Here is an 18,691-nt window from a genome sequence, read left to right on the forward strand (position 1 = left end):
GACGATTATATTACTGTATCCATAAACAAAAAGGCCGTCCTAAGTTTTTATAACTATGAAAATAAAATGTACGAAATAGAAGTAGAAGTTGGGGACAAAATCGATGCCGCCGGAGGTGGGGGTGGATTTATCGAGATAAAAGAATATCGCGGTTTAACCGATGTAACAGTGAATGGCGATTATATTAGTGGAACGGCGCAGAAAAACCCATATATTTTGTTTAGTTAATTTCGGAGGTAATGGCATGATACTGAATCCGGTGATACAAGGTGGGGGAACATTGCCAGAAAAGGTAAATATTAGATACTCTGGTGTAATTATACACTATATGTCGGAATCTGAAACTGGGACCTTTGAAATCAACAATACCACGAATACCCAATCAGGGACGATAGAAGTATTTGTTGGCTCTCCAATATTTATCAATGGAAATCTCCAAAGGAGTTCCGGCATAGAAAAAATCAATGTTGGAAGTATTGGAGCTAGTAACGGCCTATTCAAAGTAATTGGAGAAGGAGAAGCCTTCGGAGACTCTGGTGGTGGCGGAATGGGCTAAGAGAGGCCTGGAAGGAGATCTAAATGGCAGATGAAAAATGTATCTTAGACCCACGGCGGGATTGCCTTGGCCTCCAGAAAGCCAATATGCTGGAAAAGCGTATGGAAAGGATGGAAGAACAGTCCAGGGATACACACGGAAAACTGTTTGACCGTATCCGTGACCTTGAAAAAGCCGAGGCTGCCAGAAACGAACAGTATGACAACATCATGGAAAAGCTGGACAAGTTGATTGCATGGCAAGAAGCAGAACAAGCTGCGCCAAAGAAGCGGTGGGATGCCATTGTGGACAAGGCTATTTGGGCAGTTCTGGCGGCCGTGATTGCTTTCCTGCTTGCGAGAATCGGACTATAAAAAAATCCTCCCGATTTGGGAGGATGGAGGGGGGGCGAAACCGCTGCCCTGGGAAAAAGAGGAGAGTGTGGAACCAGGGCAACGGGGCCCAAAGGACATACCCACTATATCATTTTTTCGACAAAAGTCAACAGGATGGGAGGTGATTTTATGGACTTTGGAATCGCATCCGTGGCGGCCATTACCGTCATCTGTTATCTGGTGGGACTGATTGTCAAATCGTCCGGTCTGGATAACAAGTACATTCCGGCTATCGTGGGCCTGTGTGGCGGCGTTCTGGGCGTGGCGGCGCTGTATACCGGCCTCCAGGACTTCCCGGCCACGGACCCCTTGACCGCCGTTGCCGTGGGCATTGTGTCCGGTCTGGCGGCAACTGGTGTCAACCAGGCCATCAGGCAGTTGAAGGAATAACAACAAATTAAAAAAAGGAGATTGAACTATGAACACCGAAATGCTCTATGAACTGTACGAAATCACTGAGAAGAACGACGCACCCGATCTAGCGACCGTAGGTATGGCTATGCTCCGGGAGAAGCACCCTGAGATTACCCATGAAGAGGACAGGGCCATGCGTGAGTTTACTGGCCGCCACGGCCAGGAGCTGGCCGCCGCCTTCCCTGACAAGGAGGCATTTGCCGCCGCCGTGGCTACTGGCGTGGCGGAGGATGAGGCCGCCAAAGAGGAAGCGGAAAGAGAATAATAAAAAAGCACCCAATCAGGGTGCCTTTAGCTCCATATTTAGCTGTTGAATAATCAGGGCGGTCTCTAACATCCCAGTCATTTTCTCCTCACTGTCCGGCATGGAGGAAAAGTTCTCCCTGGCATTTGTCAGGATTCTGAGGGCCATTTCCCGGTCTTCGTTTGTGGCGTTGCCGGACTCGAACTTGTCTGCTAGTGCAGAAAATTCCTGGTTTGTGTCCACTGATAGGCTGAAAGCAGTTTCTGCCTGCCTCAAAAAGTGGCAAAGCAATTTGTAATCATGCATTTTATCACTCCCTTATCCGCATATTACAGCACACGCCCTGATATGTCAATGGAGGAAGACCATGAGATTACGAAAGCAGTATTTAACCGAGAACGACTGTTACAGGGCCGGGAGGACCATCCGGCCACAGGGGGTAATGGTACACTCGACTGGGGCTAATAACCCCTCTGTGGCCCGCTATGTACCCGGAGATGATGTAATTGGCCGGAATCAGTACGGGAATGATTGGGACAGGCCCGGACTGGAAAAGTGCGCCCACGCCTTTGTAGGCAGATTTGCCGACGGATTGGTGGGGACAGTGCAGACCCTTCCATGGAATCGCCGTGGCTGGCACTGTGGCCGAGGGAAGAACGGCAGTGCAAATGATACCCACATTTCCTTTGAGATCTGCGAGGACGGCCTAACGGATGCCAGCTATTTTAAGGCGGTGTACCAGGAGGCCGTGGAGCTGACCGCCTCTCTCTGCAAAGAGTATAACCTGGACCCGTTGGCTGACGGAGTGGTAATCTGCCATCAGGAGGGCTACCGCAGAGGGATCGCCAGTAACCACGGGGATGTCCTTCACTGGTTTCCCAAATTCGGCAAAACCATGGACAATTTCAGGGCCGATGTGGCCCGGTGGATGGAAGGAGAGGATGAGACTGTGACCTATGAGCAGTGGAAGGAGTACATGGACCGCTATCTGGCCGAGCGAGCGGAGCTGCCGGCCAGTATGCCGAAGCTGTTTGCAGAGGCCAACGAGCTTGGCCTGACAGATGGGACCCGACCTATGGCATTTGTCACTCGTGAGGAAAGTGCCGTTATGGCACGAGCTGCGGCGTTGAAGTAAGGAAAGGACGTGGAGCATGAGCGCAAGAGTAAAGCTACCTCCTGAAATGGCTGACCTCTTGCGCTCTGAACTTGATGCTGCTATCAAAGAATCCGCATTCCACCGGGACGATGAACTGATCGCCAGACGATATCTTATTGACAAATGGTGTCAGATGGATATTGCGGCGGAGCTGGGATGGCGCAGGGCCACGGTGGGAGACCACCTCAAACATATTTTGGAGCGGGTGGAAAATGTATCCGCCAAGCTCTACACAAACCGTACATAAAACGTACACAACCCCGACTGGGACCGTACCCAGCCGGGGAATTTTTATGCGACAATATAGACATGGAGGACGTGGGGAACAAGGGCTGTACACGTCGCAGTCCTCCTCACGGACTCCTTATTTTTATACAAAGGACGTGTGATATATGACCCCGGTAGAGAGATTGATTGCCGCTGGAATCCGACCCGATTGCGCCAGGGAAACCATTATGTGGTTTCGGGCACAGGGGGATGATTATGGTTTGGAAAAGTATCTGAATGAGGTGGAAGCAAGGAAGGGGGTTCCAGCTAATGGCCGGATTTCCTAATTATACATACCCCGCTTACGGCGGCTACAACCCTGTAACTCCGTTTGCGCCCGCTCCACAGGTCTACCAACCTATGCAGCAGCCCGTTCCGCAGCCTGTACAGTCCGCCCAGACAGTTGGGAGTACAAACACACAGCCCAACTTTTTCTGCCGTCCTGTGGCCTCCAAAGAGGAGGCGTTGGGTGTCCCGGTGGACTTTATGGGTGCCCCCATGTTTTTCCCGGACCTTGCTCATAATGTGGTTTACATGAAGCGGTTCAATACCAACAGTGGGTCGGCTGATGTGTTTGAGTTTAAGCTCGACGCGCCTAGAGAGAAACAGGAACAGGTCCCAACTCAGGTAGCGGCCTTTGCACCGCTGGATGAGTTTATAGACATGAAGGACACAGTACAAAATTTAAAGGATGAGGTTGATAGGTTGAAAAAACCTACTGGAAAGGCAGTGAAAAAGAATGATGCCTCCAATGATGAATAATCCAATGATGGCAATGCTCCAGATGGCACGGAACGGCGGAAATCCCATGCAAATGCTCCAACAGATGGCTGGGCAGAATCCGCAGGCCGCCCAAGCTATGCGGCTGATCCAGGGAAAGAAGCCGCAGCAGCTCCGCCAGATTGCGGAAAACATGGCAAAGGAGCGGGGCGTTGATCTGAATCAGATGGCCCATCAAATGGGCATTACATTGCCTAAGTAAATAAAGCACTTTATCAGTTTTCGGGTCTTGATAAAAACCGCTCTTTGGAAACATCCGGGGAGCGTACGGCCCCGATGTAATAACTGATAAAGGAGTATATACAATGGACAACGATTTTGCGACTGGCTATGCGCTGGGCAGCGATTCTAACGGCGGAAACTGTAACAATGGCGGCTTTTGGGGCGGTGACGGCTGGTGGGCTATCATCATCTTCGCCATGATCTTTGGCTGGGGCCGCGGCGGTTTCGGCGGATTCGGCGGTGGCGGTGCCAGCACTGATCCCGGCCTCCAGGGCCTTGCCACCCGTGCAGATGTAAACGAGGCCATTGCCTTCAACGGTGTGGAGCGCGGCATCTCTGCTATTCAGCAGGGCATCTGTGACAGCACCTATGCCCTAAACAACAGCATCACCAACGGCTTCAATAACACCAATGTTGCTCTGCTTCAGGGCTTCAACGGCATCCAGTCCCAGATGTGCAACATGGCCGCGCAGACTCAGGATTGCTGCTGCCAGACTCAGCGGGCCATTGACGGTGTGAATTACAACATGGCCACCAACACCTGCGCCATTCAGAACACTATCCAGGGCAGCACCCGCGATATTTTGGAAAACAACAATTCCAACACCCGTGCCATCCTGGATTTCCTGACTCAGAGCAAGATTGATTCCCTCCAAGCTGAGAATCAGTCCCTCAAGCTGGCTGCGTCTCAGGCTAACCAGAACAGCTATCTGACCGCCACTCTGGACGCTCAGACCTCTGAACTGATCCGGCGCATCAATCCCATGCCCGTGCCTGCCTATCAGGTGCCCGCCCCCTATCCCTATTGCGGGGCCTATAACAACGGCTGCGGCTGTGGCTGCTAAACGGGTCGATTTCGACCCCTTTAACTTTCCGGCTCTGCCGTGACTATTTCGGGGCGGTGGGCAATAGTCTGCCGCCCCTGATTTTTGGAGGTAAAATATATGTCTTGCAAACCTGTATGTAAGCTTTGTGACCGGCTTGTGCTCTCGCAGGCGGTCACCTTTACTGGTGGGAATCTGGAGATCAACCTGCCTGCTGGTTCCTACAATAACGGAGAGAAGTATTGTATCGTTGTGGCCCAGGCGATCCCTGAAACTACCACTATCAATGCTCCGGTATATATCACCATCGGGACCGGGACAACGCTCTACCCGCTGACCAAGCGTAACTGTGCTCAGGTGACCGCCTGTGGCATCCGTACCCGCACCCGCTACTCCGTCTGCGTGGTTACTACCCCCACCGGCGGCTCGTTCCGTATGCTGGGCGCTCCCTGCTGCTCCCCCAGCAACAACCTTTCCGGCATTGACGGTGGGACTGCCACTGCCCCCGCGACATAAAGGAGGGATACAGTATGAAACGATCTACTAAAATGCTCCTGATGAACCAGGGGAGAGAAAAGGGCCGCCATTTCGGTTTTGAGTATGATGACTGGAAGATGAAAGATTATTTTCCTTATCCTGACCGTGTAGAGGGTCGCTTTCGGGATCGCCAGGGCCGTGAGCACTACGACAATGGGCGATATGCCCCCAGGTCCGCAATGATGGAACCAGAGGACAGAGGATATCGCAGATATTCAGACGGTAGGTTTGCGCCCAGGTCGGATATGTATGGGCCTGATATGGGCCGCTATCTTCCCTACCATGACCAGCCCATGGGCCATTTTGACGAGAACAAACACTGGCCGATAAACGATAGATACGAGGGCCGCCCAATTGGGTTCAATCGTGACTGGGTGCAAATGGGAGATTCCGATGCGAGTGTACCGCAGTATCGGGAAATGGACCACATACCCGGTCATCGTGCTATGAGTGGATATTCTGACAGCAATTATTCCCCAAAGTTTGACCAGCAAATGGCCGATGAGTGGACCAGCCACATGGAAAATGAGGATGGGACAAATGGAGCCCATTGGACATTCGACCAGGCAAAACAGGTCATGGCACAACGTAGTCTGGGTTATGATCCCTACGAATTTTGGGCCGCACTCAATATGATCTATTCTGATTATGTTAAAGTAGCGAAGAAATTCGGTGTCGGGGATAAGATCGACTTTTATGTCGATATGGCGAAAGCTTTCCTGGACGACAAGGACGCTGGTCCCGATAAACTGGCGAAGTATTATAAGTACATCGTAAGATAAAAAAGTCCGCCCTCAAAATTGGGGGCGGATTTGTTACTAACGCAAGATTTTGTGTGATATGATATAGCGAAAAAAGTTGACAAAAACGAGCGTTTATAAATTAGAAGATAACTTTACTCCTCAATATATGAAGATAATCGATTAAAAATTTATGAACTTCTTAAATTTTCAAAAAAGAAAAGTGCCGGTATATCAGCACTTTCCCGACTTTTGTTACTAACCGTGTTACTAACCCGTTACTAACGCCTGGTTTTTGGTGATTATTTTTTATGCGATTTTTGCCATTTCGGTGGCAAGCCAAGTGGGGTCCGGGTGAGTGTATTGCGCGGTAATATTGCCACGCTGGGAGTGTCCGACAATGAACTTTAGGGCCATCTCATCCACCCCAGCTATTTTAGCTCTGGTTACGAATGTGTGGCGGCACCAGTGTGGTGTGGCATCAGGCACCCCCAGAGCGTCCATGACACCTTTGAATGCGGAGGCCCGATACCATCTGTCTGATACGGGATTTCCGTCCTGATGGATAATAGTATCTGCCTGATCTGCCATCCAACGGTCAAAGTATAGACGGATTTTTGGATGAACAGGAACGGTCCTACCCTTCCCAGCTTCAGTTTTGCTGCCGCCAGTTAAGCATCCTGTGTCTGGATCAAAGTTGAATGGAGTGAGGGACAAAAACTCGTTGATACGGAGGCCGGTATAGCAGAGCATGAGCACCGTGTCAGCCCATGGGAATCCTTCTTTAGCCAGCTTCTCCAGTCTTGCCATCTGTAGGTCGTCAAAGGCACCTTTGGTGTGCTTCGGACCGACCTTCGGGACCTGAATAAAAGCGGAGTAGTCCTTCGCAACAATGTCACGTTCCATTAAAAATTTAAACAGAGCTTTGATAAGGATGCAGTCGTTATTAATGGACGAGCTAGACATACCATCCGCCGCATCCTGGTCAATGATAGCCTGGAGATCATCAATAGTAATACTCCTGGCCTTCCGGTCAGCTAGAGCCCCTACACGGCTCCAAGAGGCTTTATAGGATGCCACGGAGGCAGGTCCAGCTATCCTGTACTTTCGAGCGGACCATATCTCATAAGCCTGCCCCCATGTCGTATTGATTGTATCGGCGCTGATATGATTCCCAGCTTGGATTTTCTTGACTAATTCATCCAAGGCGGCCTGTGCCTCGGCGGCCTTCGCATGGTAACTGACGGCTGTTTGGATTACATATCCACGCTTATCTCGCTGGGATATCCTGACACAGTATGGACGGCTCCGGTTACCGGATAGTTTGACCACAGTTCCGGTCCCATTTGCTCGCTTCATGGTGCTCCTCCTTTTTATGGTTGCACCCGTGGTCCCAGTATGATACAATAAAAGGGCGCAAAGGTGCCTTGGATTTATCGGTTTGGGGTGCTTTGCTTCCCGTTGATGTTGGTAGCATCTACGGCCCGCCCTCGGTGTTGGTAGCACCGGGGGCTTTTATTTTTTAAGAAAAATCTGCATAGTCTGTAAAATGCCAACTACAATCGTATAAAGTAAACAGCTTTCTATCCTGCCCTAAAGTATTAATTTTTGAAATTAAAAAAGTTCTTCCTACAACGGAGAATATGAGCTCTGCAAATTTTCCGTGTTTGTGGCAGTGAACAGTTGCTTTAGATAAATCACCATTTATAGCATAGTAAAGCTTTCCTAGATAAAATTCATCTACATAACGTTCGGTTCCTTTTGCGGTGTTAAAGAATGCGATTAACGGATACTGTGATTTTTTCCCGCTTTTTGTTTCTGGCTGATATAAAATGTAACTTCTGGGCAATCCGTAGCTATAAGGCCCATCAAAACAAATTGAATTGAAATTGATATAAAAGTCTGTTGGGATAATCTTTGGCACTGTTTCATCTAAAGCTTTCAAATCCCCTAAAAAATAGTTGATTTGATTAATAGCAATTTGTAAAATTTTTTTGTTATTAAAGTTATAGCCTGTCCAAGCTATTCCTTCTCCAATATATGAACAGTTACATACTTGAAAGGGAAGGTAACGAAAAAACATCATTTTTTCTTCAATGGCCTGACTATTTTTTAGCCATACCTCTTTTGACAAATTCTCTCTGTATATTCTTGAGTTGAGTAAAATTGCAATCCTTTCTTTTCCGTATTTTTCAATCTCTGATGTTCTTTCTTTATCTTGTTGTATTTCTTTTATGTCATCACTAAAAGCTTCTTGCTCATAATATATCCGATTTAACTCTTTCGTTTCATGCAAATAAGAACGAAAACGACCGAGAATATTTTTCACGAGGAACTCTCCCTTGCTCTTATACCTAAAAATACAACTCCGTCGCCAAATTCCCGTAGGTATACCAACAGACGGCCTTTCGCATGAAGTCCTCAGTTACTCCAAAATACTCAGCTAGATCCCAAATTTCTGTATGACCTTCTGCCACAGCATCGTCTAGTTCATCGACTGACAGCGCCCGTTCGACAGCCCATTTGTCTGCTTTGTATTCATGCTTCGCAACAAGATCGAACGGACTGTTTACTTCATGGGTGGCTCCCGTTGCATAGTGCCCACACTCATGAAGCATAGCGGATTTTTCCTCTGCCTTTGTTTTCAACCTTTTTTTGTCAAGAAATATGCCCCAAGTTTCATAAGGAGGCTTTAGTTTTAGAGTGGTCGCTTTAGAATCCTTTTTGCTGAACGGGAGCCTCCTATCAAATACAAAGACTCCCTCGAGGTCTAACCATTTATATAGGCTATTTAGATTCTCCATTTCTCTTCTTCCTTGCATCATTAAGCTGTTTTGCCATTGATAGAAGGATTTGCTTATCTGCCTCGGTCAAGTCTTTGCTTTCGTTTTGCATCGCAAAAGTAAAATCATCAAAAGTTATCTCGCGCTCATCCTCTTGGGTGGGCGCTTTTTTTGTTTCTTCTCCAGTCAAAAGATAATCTACAGAAACGTTGAAATACTCTGCAATCTTCATAAGCGTAGTTGTGTCTAGGGATTTTTTTCTCCCATTTTTCAAGTCAGAAAGCACACTACGCCTAAAGCCAAGCTCTCCGCATAGACCTCCTGGAGTAATCCCTCGTTCTTTACAAAGTGCATAAATATTTTCGTACAAATTGTACATTTGTGCGTACCTCCGTTTGTGCAAGCGAACAAAAGTACGCAAGAACAGAAAAACTGCTTGACTTGTACGTGAGAATGTACTAGAATACTCACATAGACAGCCCGTCTAACGTACTTATTTTGTTTGGTGACGCTTACATAATAGTACATTTAGACGTACTTGTCAACCATAAATGTACGGAAGGAGGTATTTTCGTGGATTCATGCAAATTCACGTCGTTTGGTTTGTGCGTAAAGACGGAGCTGCTAAAGCGTGGAAAGACGCAGAAGTGGCTGGAGGAGGAAATCACAAACCGAACGGGGCTTTTTGCAGACAGTGGGTACATGGACAAGATTTTGAAGGGGAAGCGAAATGCTCCAAGAGTTGTTGAAGCAATTCGGGAAATTTTGGAAATCCAGGAGTGCGATCAGGATAGCACGGAAGCTGTCCTATAAAAAGGACTGAATGGGGGAGGGGGTGAGAGAGGTGGAATGCCCATCATGTCGGGCCAAAAATCCGGATCGTGCGAACTTCTGCAAGTCGTGCGGTACAAAGCTAAAAGAAGTGTGCGACTGCTGGATAAAAAAAGAGCCATATAACTGCGGGCAGGAGAAGTGCCCTGGTTACAGGCTCTTTGTGGTGGAGAAGTCAAAGACCTAATTGACTTTTTGCAAGCTCACATCCGAAATCAATGGCGAATTGGCGCAGACCTTCTGCTGTGAATTGCCCGACGGAGAGCAAGGCTTTTTTGAAACGAACTACTGCGACTTGTGTTTTTGGAGTTTCTGAAACAATGTCTGAAAGTGAAGCAGTCAGTTTGCTACGTTGTAGATCGTCAAGTTGCTCTTCTTCCTCAAGTAATTCAGCAACGGCATCCATGGCGGATTTTGTCCACGGATAAGGGGACCCGCAATTTTTACAAAATGCGGCTCTTTCATATTTTGGATTTCCAAGTACAGCGCCACCGTATGACCACGTTCTTATAAACTCTCCGCATGATGGGCATTTATCAATCATTTCCGCTCCGCATTTTTCACAAAATTCTTTTCCATCTATCGGAGCCCTTGTGATAAGTACATGCCCGTTTGTGCAGATATGGGCGCATCTATCCATAAAATCACCTCCCTTCTCCACCAGTATACCACGACAGGAAACGGAGGTAAATATGAAGGAAGCGGCCAATAAAATGACCAGAAAGGAGGAAACCATGAAGAAGCAAGAGACCCCACCTATCGGGGAGAAGGAGATCCTATCACATTCAAATGTGCCGGTTTATCTGGCGGCTCAGTTCATCGGATGGTCCACACCCACGCTGTACCGGGCGCTCCAGGAGCAGAGGGCACCCTTTGGCTTTGGAGTACAGAATCAGGAAACTGGAAGCTGGGCCTATAACATCTCGCCGGGGCTTCTGGTGAAGTACAAACGGGGTGACCTACCTACTTACAAGCTTCGGGAGGTTGAGGAGCTGGCGGTGGATGGGATTGAGCGAATCGTAAACGAAAGACTATCCGGCTTACAGACTATTTTGAGTGCGGCTTTGTCAGCAACAAAATAATTGCCCCCACCCGTGATGGCGCACGGATGAGGGCGGAAGAACAGGACACGTCCTAGTACCTTGTATTTTAGCATGGTGCGGGACGGAATACAAGGAGGAAAGTTATGAAGTATGAAGAATATCAGTCTATGCTGGACGGGCTTGGTTATCGGATGAGGGAAGTTGTGCTAAAAGATGTGGCCAACGACCCGGAGTTAAATATAGAGCAGAAAGTCACGTTGGCCAAATTGCAATACTAATCTGGAGCAAATCTAAAGGAAGTGCCATATGAAAGATAATGAAATAAAATCAGTCCGACCTCGTGGAACAGACAGCGCAAAGGTAATTCAAGTTATTGTTACAAAGTCTTTAGAGGGCATTGGAACAGAGGAAGATCCTTGCAAAATTCAAACACGATATTGGAGTTTAGACGGAATCTTGCTGGCAACCAGTTCCTGACTTACGTTCAGCCTCTTTTTCATCGGCTAGTTTAGATATTTCGTCGAGAAGCTGCTCTTCATCATTTCTGGCAATATACCATTTTTCGATCAAAAGCTCGATCAATTTGAGGAGTTTTTTTGCTTCACCAGGGTCAACATCAATGATTAGTTCTACATCTTTTTCCATATGTGCCCCAATGTTTCCAATTTTTCGGAGTCCATCTATCGCCTTCCACTGAGTAGGAGATACCTTTCCTTTGAGCGATGTAATCTCCGCGTTCAAGTTTTTCTCCTTAATATCCCAAAAATCATGGATCATGCCCTGTAAGCAACGACGTGCCAATGTAGCGGATGCCTTTGGACTTAAGTCTACTATGGATACGGCTTCTTCATAATCAGATCGAATTGCCTCTGGAACATATTCAGGAAGAAAGATTGCCATAGACGGGGGGTAGGAAAAACTGAATTTCATATTTTTGTTTTTCCAATACGGAGACATTTTAATGGAGGTTTTCCCGCAGTTTGGGCAAATGCTGAAATCAATTTGAACAGCATTGGTTATAGCATCTGCTTCACTCATTCCTTCTAGATCTGCACTACCATGTGAAGGATAGTAGGTTGTGTTGATATCTCCGTTGTCAAAACAAGTGTGATTGCAGTATGGGCAAAGATAACCCATAAAAACACCGCCTTTCGCCCACATTCTACCATATCACGGCGAAAGGAACAACAAAAAAACGCCCCATCAGGTGTTGAGACCACCTGACGAGGCTGGCAAACCTAACTGACCACACCAATTAGGCTTGATGGATATATCATACTAGAACACTTGTTCTCTGTCAAGCCGGAAAGGAAAATTTTATGAAAAAAACACTTGACGAGAACGACAGCATTAAGGACCTTGGGACGCAGAGCCGGAATTCTAGGATGCACATGAACAATCTGGAACGGGATCATTATGGAGTTGATGTGCCGGAGCTGCTTAAAACGGTTCGGAATTTAGCTGAGGTCTTGGCGAGAATCCTGGACCGGGAGGACAGAAATGAAAACTCCAAATGAGACAGTCCGCCGTATCACCCAGCGGGCTATGGAGCGGCACCGGCTGTCGCAAAGGGGCCTTGCCCATGAGATTGGATGCGGCGATGGCTCTATTGCAAAGCTTCTGGACGAGCAGGAGGTTCGTCTTACTCAGGAGCAGTGGTTTTATTTGATGACGTTGGGAGGAATCAAAATTGTTTGAGTTTTTTTCCGCAGTGTGCGTGGTGTGCATCGTGATCTGTACCGCCCTCGCTGTGGCGGAATTTATGGAAAAGAGGCGGAAAAAGTGAGAACACGAAATGAGCGCCGTCAGCGGCGGCAAGAGCGGTTTTGGACCGGCATGGTGATCCTCTTTGGATGCCTGGTGTTCTGGTTGGGTGCCGCCGTAGGGATACAGGTGGCGGGGCTATGAACCGGGGGCCTTCATTCAAAGTAGGGCCCACGCCAAGAGATGTAAATGTGGAAGAAATCGTTTCTGAGTGCGAAAAGTGCCAGGGAGAGATCTACACAGGCGGACTCCGGTTTTTCTGGGCTGGAAGATGGATTTGCCCAAACTGCTTCAGATATGCTGTGCGTAAGGTTTTATGGGAAAACCCGGAAGAAATTGCCCTGGAGATGGGCGTAGAGGTGGAACGGTATGAGTAAATGTACATATTCCTGCATTGATGCGGAACACAACACTTGGAGCGGAGCCTGCGGATTCCTTACGCAGTTTGAGGCAGACGGCCCCCAGGAAAACGGATGGGATTCCTGCCCCCGCTGTGGGCGGGAGATTGTACAGGAGGATTGATGATGGAGGCGCTAATCCAGGTCAAGCAGCTCCCTGTTATTGAGGAGCATCTGCGCTCCATGAAGGAAGCGGTGGACAAGCGGGTAGAGGAAGCACTCTCCCTTGTCTGTACAGAGGAAACGGTTCAGTCCGTAAAAAATATCCGGGCCGACCTGAATAAAGAGTTTCAGGTCTTGGAGGAGCAGCGGAAAGAGGTAAAGAAAGCTGTCCTCGGCCCCTATGAACAGTTTGAGGCGGTCTATAAGGAGTGCGTCAGTGACGCTTACCGCTGGGCGGACTTGGAGCTAAAAAAGAAAATCAACGATACTGAGAACGAGATCAAGAAGCGCTGTGAGGACAGTTTGCGTGAGTATTTTGACGAACTTTGCGCGGCCGAAAGAGTAGATTTCGTCCGGTATGAGCAGGCCGGTATTGTTGTGGATATGGCGTCCGCCAAGCAGAAAACGCCCAAGAAACTGCGGGAAAAGTTGGCGGATTTCGTGGCCGGGATTTCACGCAGTATGGAGCTTATCTCCGGCATGGACGGCGCCGAGGAGATCATGGTGGAGTTCAAGCGGACGCTGGACGCTCCGGCGGCCATTACCACGGTCCAGGAGCGCCACCGGCGAATTGAAGCCGAGAAGGAGGCCCAGGTGCTCCGGGAAGCGCAAAGGGCACGGGAAGCTGAGGCAGTGGCGAGGGTAGAAGCCGCCGCACCTCAGATCGTGGAGCCGCCCATTGAGGCTGAGAAGGTCTACCGCTGTACATTTACTGTATTCGCTACAAAGCCGCACTTAAAGAAATTGAAAGAATTTTTGATTCAGGAGGACATCCGGTATGAGTAACGAAGTTAGAAATACATCCGCTATTGCCGAGTTTGAAGATAAAACACCAGCCCCACGCAGAGTTGGCGCGGAACTGGCCGCCAGCCGGGAGGCCCAGGAGGTTCAGGTTGCCATGGTGGCCGCCAAACGGTTTCCGAGGGACGAGGTAGAAGCATATAACCGTATCCTGCGGGACTGCCAGCGAACCAGCCTTGCGGAAAAGGCCATGTATGAGTTCCCACGCGGTGGGCAGGTCGTGACCGGCCCTTCGGTCCATCTAGCTAAGACACTGGCCAGAGGATGGGGAAATATTGACAGCGGTTTTAAGGTCCTGGAGCAGACCGCCAAGGAATCCACGGTCATGGCTTATTGCTGGGACCTGGAGACGAACTACCGGGAAACAAAGGTGTTTACCGTTCCGCATATCCGTGAGACCAAGAAGGGAGCCTATCCCTTGACAGACCCACGGGATATCTATGAGATGGTGGCGAATCAGGCGGCACGGCGGGAGCGATCTTGTATCCTGTCCGTCATCCCCGGTGATGTTGTGGATGCGGCAGTTGGGCAGTGTAACGCTACCCTCGCAGGGAAAAGCAGAATGCCGCTGGTGGACATGGTTCGGGCATTGGTCAAAAACTTCCAGGAGCAGTATGGCGTAACAGCAGAGATGCTGGAAACGTACATCGGTTGTAAAAAGGAGGCATTTTCCCAGCAGAGCGTGGTGCGGCTAAAGAACGTGTATAACACTCTGCGGGATGGCTCCGCCAACGTAGAACAGTATTTTGATATGTCCCAGGTATCCCCTGCCGACGAAAAGCCGGAGGAGTCCCAGGATACGCCACAGAACGCCGCCCCCAGCGAGGAGCAGGTGAGCCTGAATGACCTATAACATCATCTCCACCGGCTCCAAGGGCAACGCCGTGATTATAAACAAATCCATTGCAATAGATATCGGGGTACCCTTCAAGGCCCTGGAGTCGGTCAAAAAGGACCTGCGGCTGGTGTTGCTGACCCATCGGCACTCTGACCACTTCAACCCCCGGACGGTGCGGGCGCTCCATAAAGAGCGCCCTACCCTCCGCTGGGGGTGCTGCGAGTGGATGGTGGGGCCGTTACTGGAGGCCGGGGTGGACAAGCGGCGGATTGATGTGTACAAGCCTGGCTTCTTTTGTGAGTACGACTGCATATGCACGCTGACCCCGGAACTGCTGACACATAATGTTCCAAACTGCGGCTACCACATATCAGACCGGGAGTGCAAGCGTTTGTTCTACGCCACCGACACCGGTACCCTGGACGGCGTGGAGGCCAAGGGATACGACCTCTACATGGTGGAGGCCAACCACACCAGAGCCGAGCTGGAGGCCCGTATGGAGGCCAAGAGAGCCGCTGGGGAGTTCTCATATGAGTGGGCGGCGGCACAGAATCATTTAAGCAGGGAACAGGCCGAGGACTGGCTTTATCAGCAGATGGGGCCGAACAGCCGATACATATTCCTGCACCAGCATCAAGAGAAAATAGATTTGGGGGGCGGAAAGAAATGACACAGACAGAGAAGGTCCTTCGGCACCTGGAGGAGTTTGGTAGTATTACGCCTCTGGAGGCACTGGACCAGTACGGTATTATGAGGCTTGGCGCCAGGATATGGGACCTACGCCATATGGGTAGGGCTATCCGCTCTGAAGATGTGAGGGGCCAGAACCGCTTCGGAGAGCCAACCAGGTACGCACGATACATCATGGACAACAAATAACCTGGAGGAAACTGATCCGTGATAACTGAGAGGAGGCGGTGAGATGGCAGGACGGCCCAAGGAGGGCATTGAGTTCTCTGGATGGGCCACCGACGTTTTTGACGATCCGAAGATAGACAAGCTGATAGACGGCCAGGGTGTGGCCGGATTCGCTATCTACTTCTATCTTTGCCAAAGGGCTTTCGGGCTCCATGGATACTACTTGGACTGGACCTGCGATGAAGCCGCAAGCGTCGCCAGACGCATCGGCGGTGGAGTTGGGTCAAAGGCGGTCACGAATACCGTCGGGCTGTGCTTACGTATTGGCTTGTTTGAAAACACGCTGTACGAGAGGCATGGAATACTGACAAGTCGGGGTATTCAGCGGAGTTTTGTTCCGGCGCTGAAGAAGCGCCGCGTAAAGTCTGTCATAGCCGATTACTGGCTTTTGGACGCCGACGAAAGCGCCGGTGTGGTTCTCATACCCAAAAACAGCAGATAAGGACTATTTGTCGCTTGCAAATGCCCATTTGCTACATGCAAATGACATATAGGAATAGGATAGGTATAGGGATAGGATAGGTAGTTCTATAGATAGCACTCAAAAGACTATACCCTCTACTACTAACGGGGGTGATGCTGCGTTCTACTGAAAGTCTATCTATAGAAGTACAGGGAGCATGACCGAGCAGCAGCCCAGCAGAAAAGAGAGTGAGGTCATCATGACAGAAAAAGATATAGACGGACTGTTCGGTTTATTGTCTGTTTATTTCCCCAACAATCCAAAAACAAAAGACAAAACACTGAAAAACGCATGGCTTTTGGTTTTGGAGGAGTATGGCCCAGAGGAAGTAAAACTGGCCCTGAAGCAATTTTTGAGGGAGAGCAAAAACTTTCCCTTTGTGCAGGAGATCGCCATGAGATGCCCCAGAAGGACAACAGCAGGGGAACGAAATATATTGCCAGGGCAGTCCGAACAAGAGCACATGGAGCGAGCGAGGAAATGGCAGGCAGAGTGGCATGAGGAACTGCATAAGCTGGGACTTCCAACAATGCGTGAGGCATTGAAACAGGGCATGAGCCTGACGCAGTGGAACAAGGCGCTAAAGGAGGGTGGAGCATGGGACTGACAGGAGTGGACCTGGCTCGGCTGGGCCCTTCGGCTCAACGGCAGGTGCTTGAAAAGCTGGGGAAGCAGGCTGCGGCAAAGGAGAGCAAATACCACAATGAGCCGGACAGCCGGGGCAAGCTGCGCTTTGACAGCAAAAAAGAGGCCCGGCGATACGATGAATTGTTAGTATTGCTCCGTTCTGGGAAAATACGTGACCTTCGCCTCCAGAGGCAGTACACGCTCCAGGAGAGCTACATCACGCCGGAGGGCGAGCGGGTCCGAGCTATCCGCTATGTGGCGGATTTTTCCTACGAGCGGCCCACTATGCCGGATCAGAACGGTACTGTTCACTGGGTGCCGGTGGTGGAGGATGTCAAGAGCAGAGCCACCAGGACGGCTCAATACGAGATAAAAAAGAAGCTCCTGCTGGAGCGATTCGGGATCTCAATCAAAGAAGTCTGAGGAACCAGGAGAAAAATAAGATGAATACTGCAACGACGAACCATATGGACGATATTAAGCGTGCCCTGTTGGGCGACAAAGAGGCGGCCAAGCTAACCCATCTATCCCTGTTTTCCGGCATTGGAGGCTTGGATCTTGCGGCGGAAATGGCTGGATTTAAAACCGTTGGACAATGTGAGTGGGCGGACTATCCGACAAAGGTGCTGGAAAAACACTGGCCAGATGTGCCACGCTGGAGGGACATCAGGACGCTGACAAAGGAGAGCTTTTATGAAAAAACAGGACTGCGAACAGCTGACATTGTTTCAGGAGGATTTCCGTGCCAGCCCTTCTCCGTTGCCGGGAAGCGAAGAGGCAGTGACGATGACCGTTACCTCTGGCCTGAAATGCTTAGAGTTATATCGGAACTCCGGCCCGCTTGGGTCGTTGGCGAGAATGTTGCTGGGATCGTCAATATGGCACTCGACCAGGTGTACGCTGACCTGGAAAACGAAGGTTACTCCGTCCAAGCGTTTATTATTCCGGCTTGTTCCGTCGACGCCCCGCACAGGAGGGACAGATGCGCGATTATCGGGTGTAGAGCGCTGGAAAGAAAACATAACGGGAGAGGACGGAGAACCTATTCTTTGGAAAACTCCGATTGCGTCAGATTCGGCGAACCGGAAGTTTTATCACAACAGCAGGGGCGAGCCAAATTTGAGCGGGATGGTGAAGATGTGGCCCACGCCGAAAGCGCAGAACAGCAGAGGGAACGGAGAGAGGCACGGAGACGGAGGGCCGAGCCTGGACGTGGTGGCTGGTGGCCAGCTGAACCCAACGTGGGTAGAGTGGCTTATGGGATTCCCTCTCGGGTGGACAGACTTAAATGCCTCGGAAACGCAGTAGTTCCCCAGCAGTTTTATCCGGTGTTTCAGGCCATAGCGGACATAGAGAAGAGGATTATACATGGATGACATTAAATTAGCGATGCTCGGCTCAAAAGAGGCGTCCAGACGGCTGACGGATGCGGGGGTGCTGCTGCCGTGTCCCAAATGCGGCATGCCTGGAGAAGTGTATGAGTATCCCGGAGAGGATTGGAGCCAACCGTACACAGCCAAGTGTAAGAAAAACGACTGCTTTTGGATTGGAAAGGACTATCCGACAAAGAAGCAGGCAATCAGGGAATGGAACACCCGCGCGCCGATTCTGAGCGCGGAGGAGATGGAGATGCTGGATGAAGCTACTTGAATTATTTGCAGGAACACGCTCTGTAAGTAAGGCGTTTGAAAAGAAAGGCCATCAGACGTATAGCATAGAGTGGGACAAGTCATTCCCGGATATCAGCCTTTATGCAGATGTACTGACTGTGACGGCAGACCAGATCCTGCGAGACTTTGGGCGACCAGATGTGATATGGGCGAGTCCAGATTGCAGTACATACAGTATCGCAGCGATCTCCCATCACCGAAGGAAAGAAGAAAACGGAAACCTTGCTGCGGTCAGCGATTACGCAAAGTTCTGCGATCGAGTAAACCTTCACGTTCATG

General features: G+C 49.8%; 36 protein-coding genes and 1 pseudogene. 30 read left to right on the forward strand and 7 right to left on the reverse strand.

Features of this window, described 5'->3' with window-relative positions:
• From OCV64_RS06285 to OCV64_RS06305, 5 genes are all read left to right on the forward strand, one after another.
• A partial coding sequence (locus tag OCV64_RS06285) for a hypothetical protein (protein WP_262669571.1) occupies positions 1 to 228 on the forward strand: 228 nt, incomplete at its 5' end.
• A gap of 16 nt (positions 229 to 244) precedes the next feature.
• On the forward strand, positions 245 to 556 hold the full coding sequence (locus tag OCV64_RS06290; RefSeq protein ID WP_262669572.1) for a hypothetical protein: 312 nt from the start codon (positions 245 to 247) through the stop codon (positions 554 to 556).
• A 23-nt stretch (positions 557 to 579) separates the two neighbouring features.
• Positions 580 to 909 (forward strand): hypothetical protein, encoded by a 330-nt coding sequence (locus tag OCV64_RS06295; protein WP_262669573.1) that lies wholly within the window; start codon positions 580 to 582, stop codon positions 907 to 909.
• A gap of 150 nt (positions 910 to 1,059) precedes the next feature.
• A complete protein-coding gene (locus OCV64_RS06300) occupies positions 1,060 to 1,320 on the forward strand; it encodes a phage holin family protein (RefSeq protein ID WP_262669574.1) in 261 nt (86 codons plus the stop codon).
• A 28-nt stretch (positions 1,321 to 1,348) separates the two neighbouring features.
• Positions 1,349 to 1,609, forward strand: a complete 261-nt coding sequence (locus tag OCV64_RS06305) for a hypothetical protein (protein WP_262669575.1) — start codon at positions 1,349 to 1,351, stop codon at positions 1,607 to 1,609.
• A gap of 15 nt (positions 1,610 to 1,624) precedes the next feature.
• Here the strand turns inward: OCV64_RS06305 and OCV64_RS06310 are convergent, their stop codons facing one another.
• On the reverse strand, positions 1,625 to 1,894 hold the full coding sequence (locus tag OCV64_RS06310; protein WP_262669576.1) for a hypothetical protein: 270 nt from the start codon (positions 1,892 to 1,894) through the stop codon (positions 1,625 to 1,627).
• Positions 1,895 to 1,955: 61 nt separating this feature from the next.
• Between OCV64_RS06310 and OCV64_RS06315 the strand changes: the two genes are divergently transcribed.
• From OCV64_RS06315 to OCV64_RS06345, 7 genes are all read left to right on the forward strand, one after another.
• Positions 1,956 to 2,723, forward strand: a complete 768-nt coding sequence (locus tag OCV64_RS06315; protein ID WP_262669577.1) for a peptidoglycan recognition protein family protein — start codon at positions 1,956 to 1,958, stop codon at positions 2,721 to 2,723.
• A gap of 16 nt (positions 2,724 to 2,739) precedes the next feature.
• Entirely contained in the window at positions 2,740 to 2,991 is a 252-nt protein-coding gene (locus OCV64_RS06320) for a hypothetical protein (RefSeq protein WP_262669578.1), read from the forward strand.
• A gap of 290 nt (positions 2,992 to 3,281) precedes the next feature.
• The gene (locus OCV64_RS06325) at positions 3,282 to 3,773 is read left to right on the forward strand and encodes a hypothetical protein (RefSeq protein WP_262669579.1); all 492 of its coding nucleotides are present in this window, start codon (positions 3,282 to 3,284) and stop codon (positions 3,771 to 3,773) included.
• Positions 3,763 to 3,993 (forward strand): hypothetical protein, encoded by a 231-nt coding sequence (locus OCV64_RS06330; protein WP_262669580.1) that lies wholly within the window; start codon positions 3,763 to 3,765, stop codon positions 3,991 to 3,993. The genes OCV64_RS06325 and OCV64_RS06330 overlap by 11 nt, the downstream gene beginning before the upstream one ends.
• Before the next feature lie 103 nt (positions 3,994 to 4,096).
• Entirely contained in the window at positions 4,097 to 4,858 is a 762-nt protein-coding gene (locus tag OCV64_RS06335) for a hypothetical protein (RefSeq protein ID WP_262669581.1), read from the forward strand.
• A 99-nt stretch (positions 4,859 to 4,957) separates the two neighbouring features.
• Entirely contained in the window at positions 4,958 to 5,353 is a 396-nt protein-coding gene (locus OCV64_RS06340; protein ID WP_262669582.1) for a hypothetical protein, read from the forward strand.
• 14 nt (positions 5,354 to 5,367) lie between these two features.
• Entirely contained in the window at positions 5,368 to 6,156 is a 789-nt protein-coding gene (locus OCV64_RS06345; RefSeq protein ID WP_262669583.1) for a DUF7841 family protein, read from the forward strand.
• 267 nt (positions 6,157 to 6,423) lie between these two features.
• Here OCV64_RS06345 and OCV64_RS06350 read toward each other — a convergent pair whose 3' ends face one another.
• The 4 genes from OCV64_RS06350 to OCV64_RS06365 form a co-directional block, all read right to left on the reverse strand.
• Positions 6,424 to 7,473: a tyrosine-type recombinase/integrase gene (locus OCV64_RS06350; protein WP_262669584.1), complete on the reverse strand. Its 1,050-nt coding sequence runs from the start codon at positions 7,471 to 7,473 to the stop codon at positions 6,424 to 6,426.
• A gap of 163 nt (positions 7,474 to 7,636) precedes the next feature.
• Complete coding sequence (locus OCV64_RS06355) at positions 7,637 to 8,443, reverse strand: hypothetical protein (protein ID WP_262669585.1); 807 nt, start codon at positions 8,441 to 8,443, stop codon at positions 7,637 to 7,639.
• A gap of 25 nt (positions 8,444 to 8,468) precedes the next feature.
• Complete coding sequence (locus OCV64_RS06360; protein ID WP_262669586.1) at positions 8,469 to 8,918, reverse strand: ImmA/IrrE family metallo-endopeptidase; 450 nt, start codon at positions 8,916 to 8,918, stop codon at positions 8,469 to 8,471.
• Positions 8,902 to 9,276, reverse strand: a complete 375-nt coding sequence (locus OCV64_RS06365) for a helix-turn-helix domain-containing protein (protein ID WP_262669587.1) — start codon at positions 9,274 to 9,276, stop codon at positions 8,902 to 8,904. The genes OCV64_RS06360 and OCV64_RS06365 overlap by 17 nt, the downstream gene beginning before the upstream one ends.
• Positions 9,277 to 9,470: 194 nt before the next feature.
• On the opposite strand from OCV64_RS06365, the gene OCV64_RS06370 reads away from it, so the two are divergent.
• Entirely contained in the window at positions 9,471 to 9,710 is a 240-nt protein-coding gene (locus tag OCV64_RS06370; protein WP_262669588.1) for an XRE family transcriptional regulator, read from the forward strand.
• Positions 9,711 to 9,720: 10 nt separating this feature from the next.
• Positions 9,721 to 9,915 (forward strand): zinc-ribbon domain-containing protein, encoded by a 195-nt coding sequence (locus OCV64_RS06375; protein ID WP_262669589.1) that lies wholly within the window; start codon positions 9,721 to 9,723, stop codon positions 9,913 to 9,915.
• On the opposite strand, the gene OCV64_RS06380 is transcribed toward OCV64_RS06375, so the two are convergent.
• Positions 9,904 to 10,368, reverse strand: a complete 465-nt coding sequence (locus tag OCV64_RS06380) for a DUF2321 domain-containing protein (RefSeq protein ID WP_262669590.1) — start codon at positions 10,366 to 10,368, stop codon at positions 9,904 to 9,906. The two genes, OCV64_RS06375 and OCV64_RS06380, sit on opposite strands and share 12 nt — an antisense overlap.
• Positions 10,369 to 10,462: 94 nt before the next feature.
• On the opposite strand from OCV64_RS06380, the gene OCV64_RS06385 reads away from it, so the two are divergent.
• On the forward strand, positions 10,463 to 10,810 hold the full coding sequence (locus OCV64_RS06385; RefSeq protein WP_262669591.1) for a hypothetical protein: 348 nt from the start codon (positions 10,463 to 10,465) through the stop codon (positions 10,808 to 10,810).
• 104 nt (positions 10,811 to 10,914) lie between these two features.
• Positions 10,915 to 11,049, forward strand: coding sequence for a hypothetical protein (locus OCV64_RS06390; protein WP_262669592.1), 135 nt, complete (start codon positions 10,915 to 10,917; stop codon positions 11,047 to 11,049).
• A gap of 166 nt (positions 11,050 to 11,215) precedes the next feature.
• Here OCV64_RS06390 and OCV64_RS06395 read toward each other — a convergent pair whose 3' ends face one another.
• Positions 11,216 to 11,908 carry a DUF4145 domain-containing protein gene (locus tag OCV64_RS06395; RefSeq protein WP_262669593.1) on the reverse strand — a complete coding sequence of 231 codons (693 nt, stop codon included), beginning with the start codon at positions 11,906 to 11,908 and terminating at the stop codon, positions 11,216 to 11,218.
• A 182-nt stretch (positions 11,909 to 12,090) separates the two neighbouring features.
• Between OCV64_RS06395 and OCV64_RS06400 the strand changes: the two genes are divergently transcribed.
• From OCV64_RS06400 to OCV64_RS06465, 14 genes and pseudogenes are all read left to right on the forward strand, one after another.
• Positions 12,091 to 12,288 (forward strand): hypothetical protein, encoded by a 198-nt coding sequence (locus OCV64_RS06400; RefSeq protein ID WP_262669594.1) that lies wholly within the window; start codon positions 12,091 to 12,093, stop codon positions 12,286 to 12,288.
• Complete coding sequence (locus tag OCV64_RS06405; protein WP_186852976.1) at positions 12,272 to 12,469, forward strand: hypothetical protein; 198 nt, start codon at positions 12,272 to 12,274, stop codon at positions 12,467 to 12,469. Before OCV64_RS06400 ends, OCV64_RS06405 begins: the two co-directional genes overlap by 17 nt.
• 84 nt (positions 12,470 to 12,553) lie before the next feature.
• Entirely contained in the window at positions 12,554 to 12,679 is a 126-nt protein-coding gene (locus OCV64_RS06410) for a hypothetical protein (protein ID WP_262669595.1), read from the forward strand.
• Between the two features lie 225 nt (positions 12,680 to 12,904).
• Positions 12,905 to 13,057, forward strand: a complete 153-nt coding sequence (locus OCV64_RS06415) for a hypothetical protein (protein ID WP_262669596.1) — start codon at positions 12,905 to 12,907, stop codon at positions 13,055 to 13,057.
• A gap of 2 nt (positions 13,058 to 13,059) precedes the next feature.
• Positions 13,060 to 13,881, forward strand: coding sequence for a DUF1351 domain-containing protein (locus tag OCV64_RS06420; RefSeq protein WP_262669597.1), 822 nt, complete (start codon positions 13,060 to 13,062; stop codon positions 13,879 to 13,881).
• On the forward strand, positions 13,874 to 14,749 hold the full coding sequence (locus OCV64_RS06425) for a hypothetical protein (RefSeq protein WP_262669598.1): 876 nt from the start codon (positions 13,874 to 13,876) through the stop codon (positions 14,747 to 14,749). Before OCV64_RS06420 ends, OCV64_RS06425 begins: the two co-directional genes overlap by 8 nt.
• Entirely contained in the window at positions 14,739 to 15,404 is a 666-nt protein-coding gene (locus tag OCV64_RS06430; RefSeq protein ID WP_262669599.1) for an MBL fold metallo-hydrolase, read from the forward strand. The genes OCV64_RS06425 and OCV64_RS06430 overlap by 11 nt, the downstream gene beginning before the upstream one ends.
• Complete coding sequence (locus tag OCV64_RS06435; protein WP_262669600.1) at positions 15,401 to 15,613, forward strand: helix-turn-helix domain-containing protein; 213 nt, start codon at positions 15,401 to 15,403, stop codon at positions 15,611 to 15,613. The genes OCV64_RS06430 and OCV64_RS06435 overlap by 4 nt, the downstream gene beginning before the upstream one ends.
• Before the next feature lie 43 nt (positions 15,614 to 15,656).
• Positions 15,657 to 16,094 (forward strand): DUF4373 domain-containing protein, encoded by a 438-nt coding sequence (locus tag OCV64_RS06440; RefSeq protein ID WP_262669601.1) that lies wholly within the window; start codon positions 15,657 to 15,659, stop codon positions 16,092 to 16,094.
• A gap of 178 nt (positions 16,095 to 16,272) precedes the next feature.
• Positions 16,273 to 16,722, forward strand: coding sequence for a hypothetical protein (locus OCV64_RS06445; protein ID WP_262669602.1), 450 nt, complete (start codon positions 16,273 to 16,275; stop codon positions 16,720 to 16,722).
• A complete protein-coding gene (locus OCV64_RS06450) occupies positions 16,713 to 17,165 on the forward strand; it encodes a DUF1064 domain-containing protein (protein WP_262669603.1) in 453 nt (150 codons plus the stop codon). The genes OCV64_RS06445 and OCV64_RS06450 overlap by 10 nt, the downstream gene beginning before the upstream one ends.
• Positions 17,166 to 17,209: 44 nt before the next feature.
• A complete protein-coding gene (locus OCV64_RS06455) occupies positions 17,210 to 18,118 on the forward strand; it encodes a DNA cytosine methyltransferase (RefSeq protein ID WP_262669616.1) in 909 nt (302 codons plus the stop codon).
• Complete coding sequence (locus OCV64_RS06460; protein WP_262669604.1) at positions 18,111 to 18,392, forward strand: Lar family restriction alleviation protein; 282 nt, start codon at positions 18,111 to 18,113, stop codon at positions 18,390 to 18,392. Before OCV64_RS06455 ends, OCV64_RS06460 begins: the two co-directional genes overlap by 8 nt.
• Positions 18,379 to 18,691, forward strand: a pseudogene (locus OCV64_RS06465) (DNA cytosine methyltransferase); the annotation flags it as partial. The gene OCV64_RS06460 and the pseudogene OCV64_RS06465, both read left to right, overlap by 14 nt.

Source organism: Muriventricola aceti, assembly GCF_025567565.1.
Taxonomy (GTDB): Bacteria; Bacillota; Clostridia; order Oscillospirales; family Oscillospiraceae; genus Lawsonibacter; species Lawsonibacter aceti.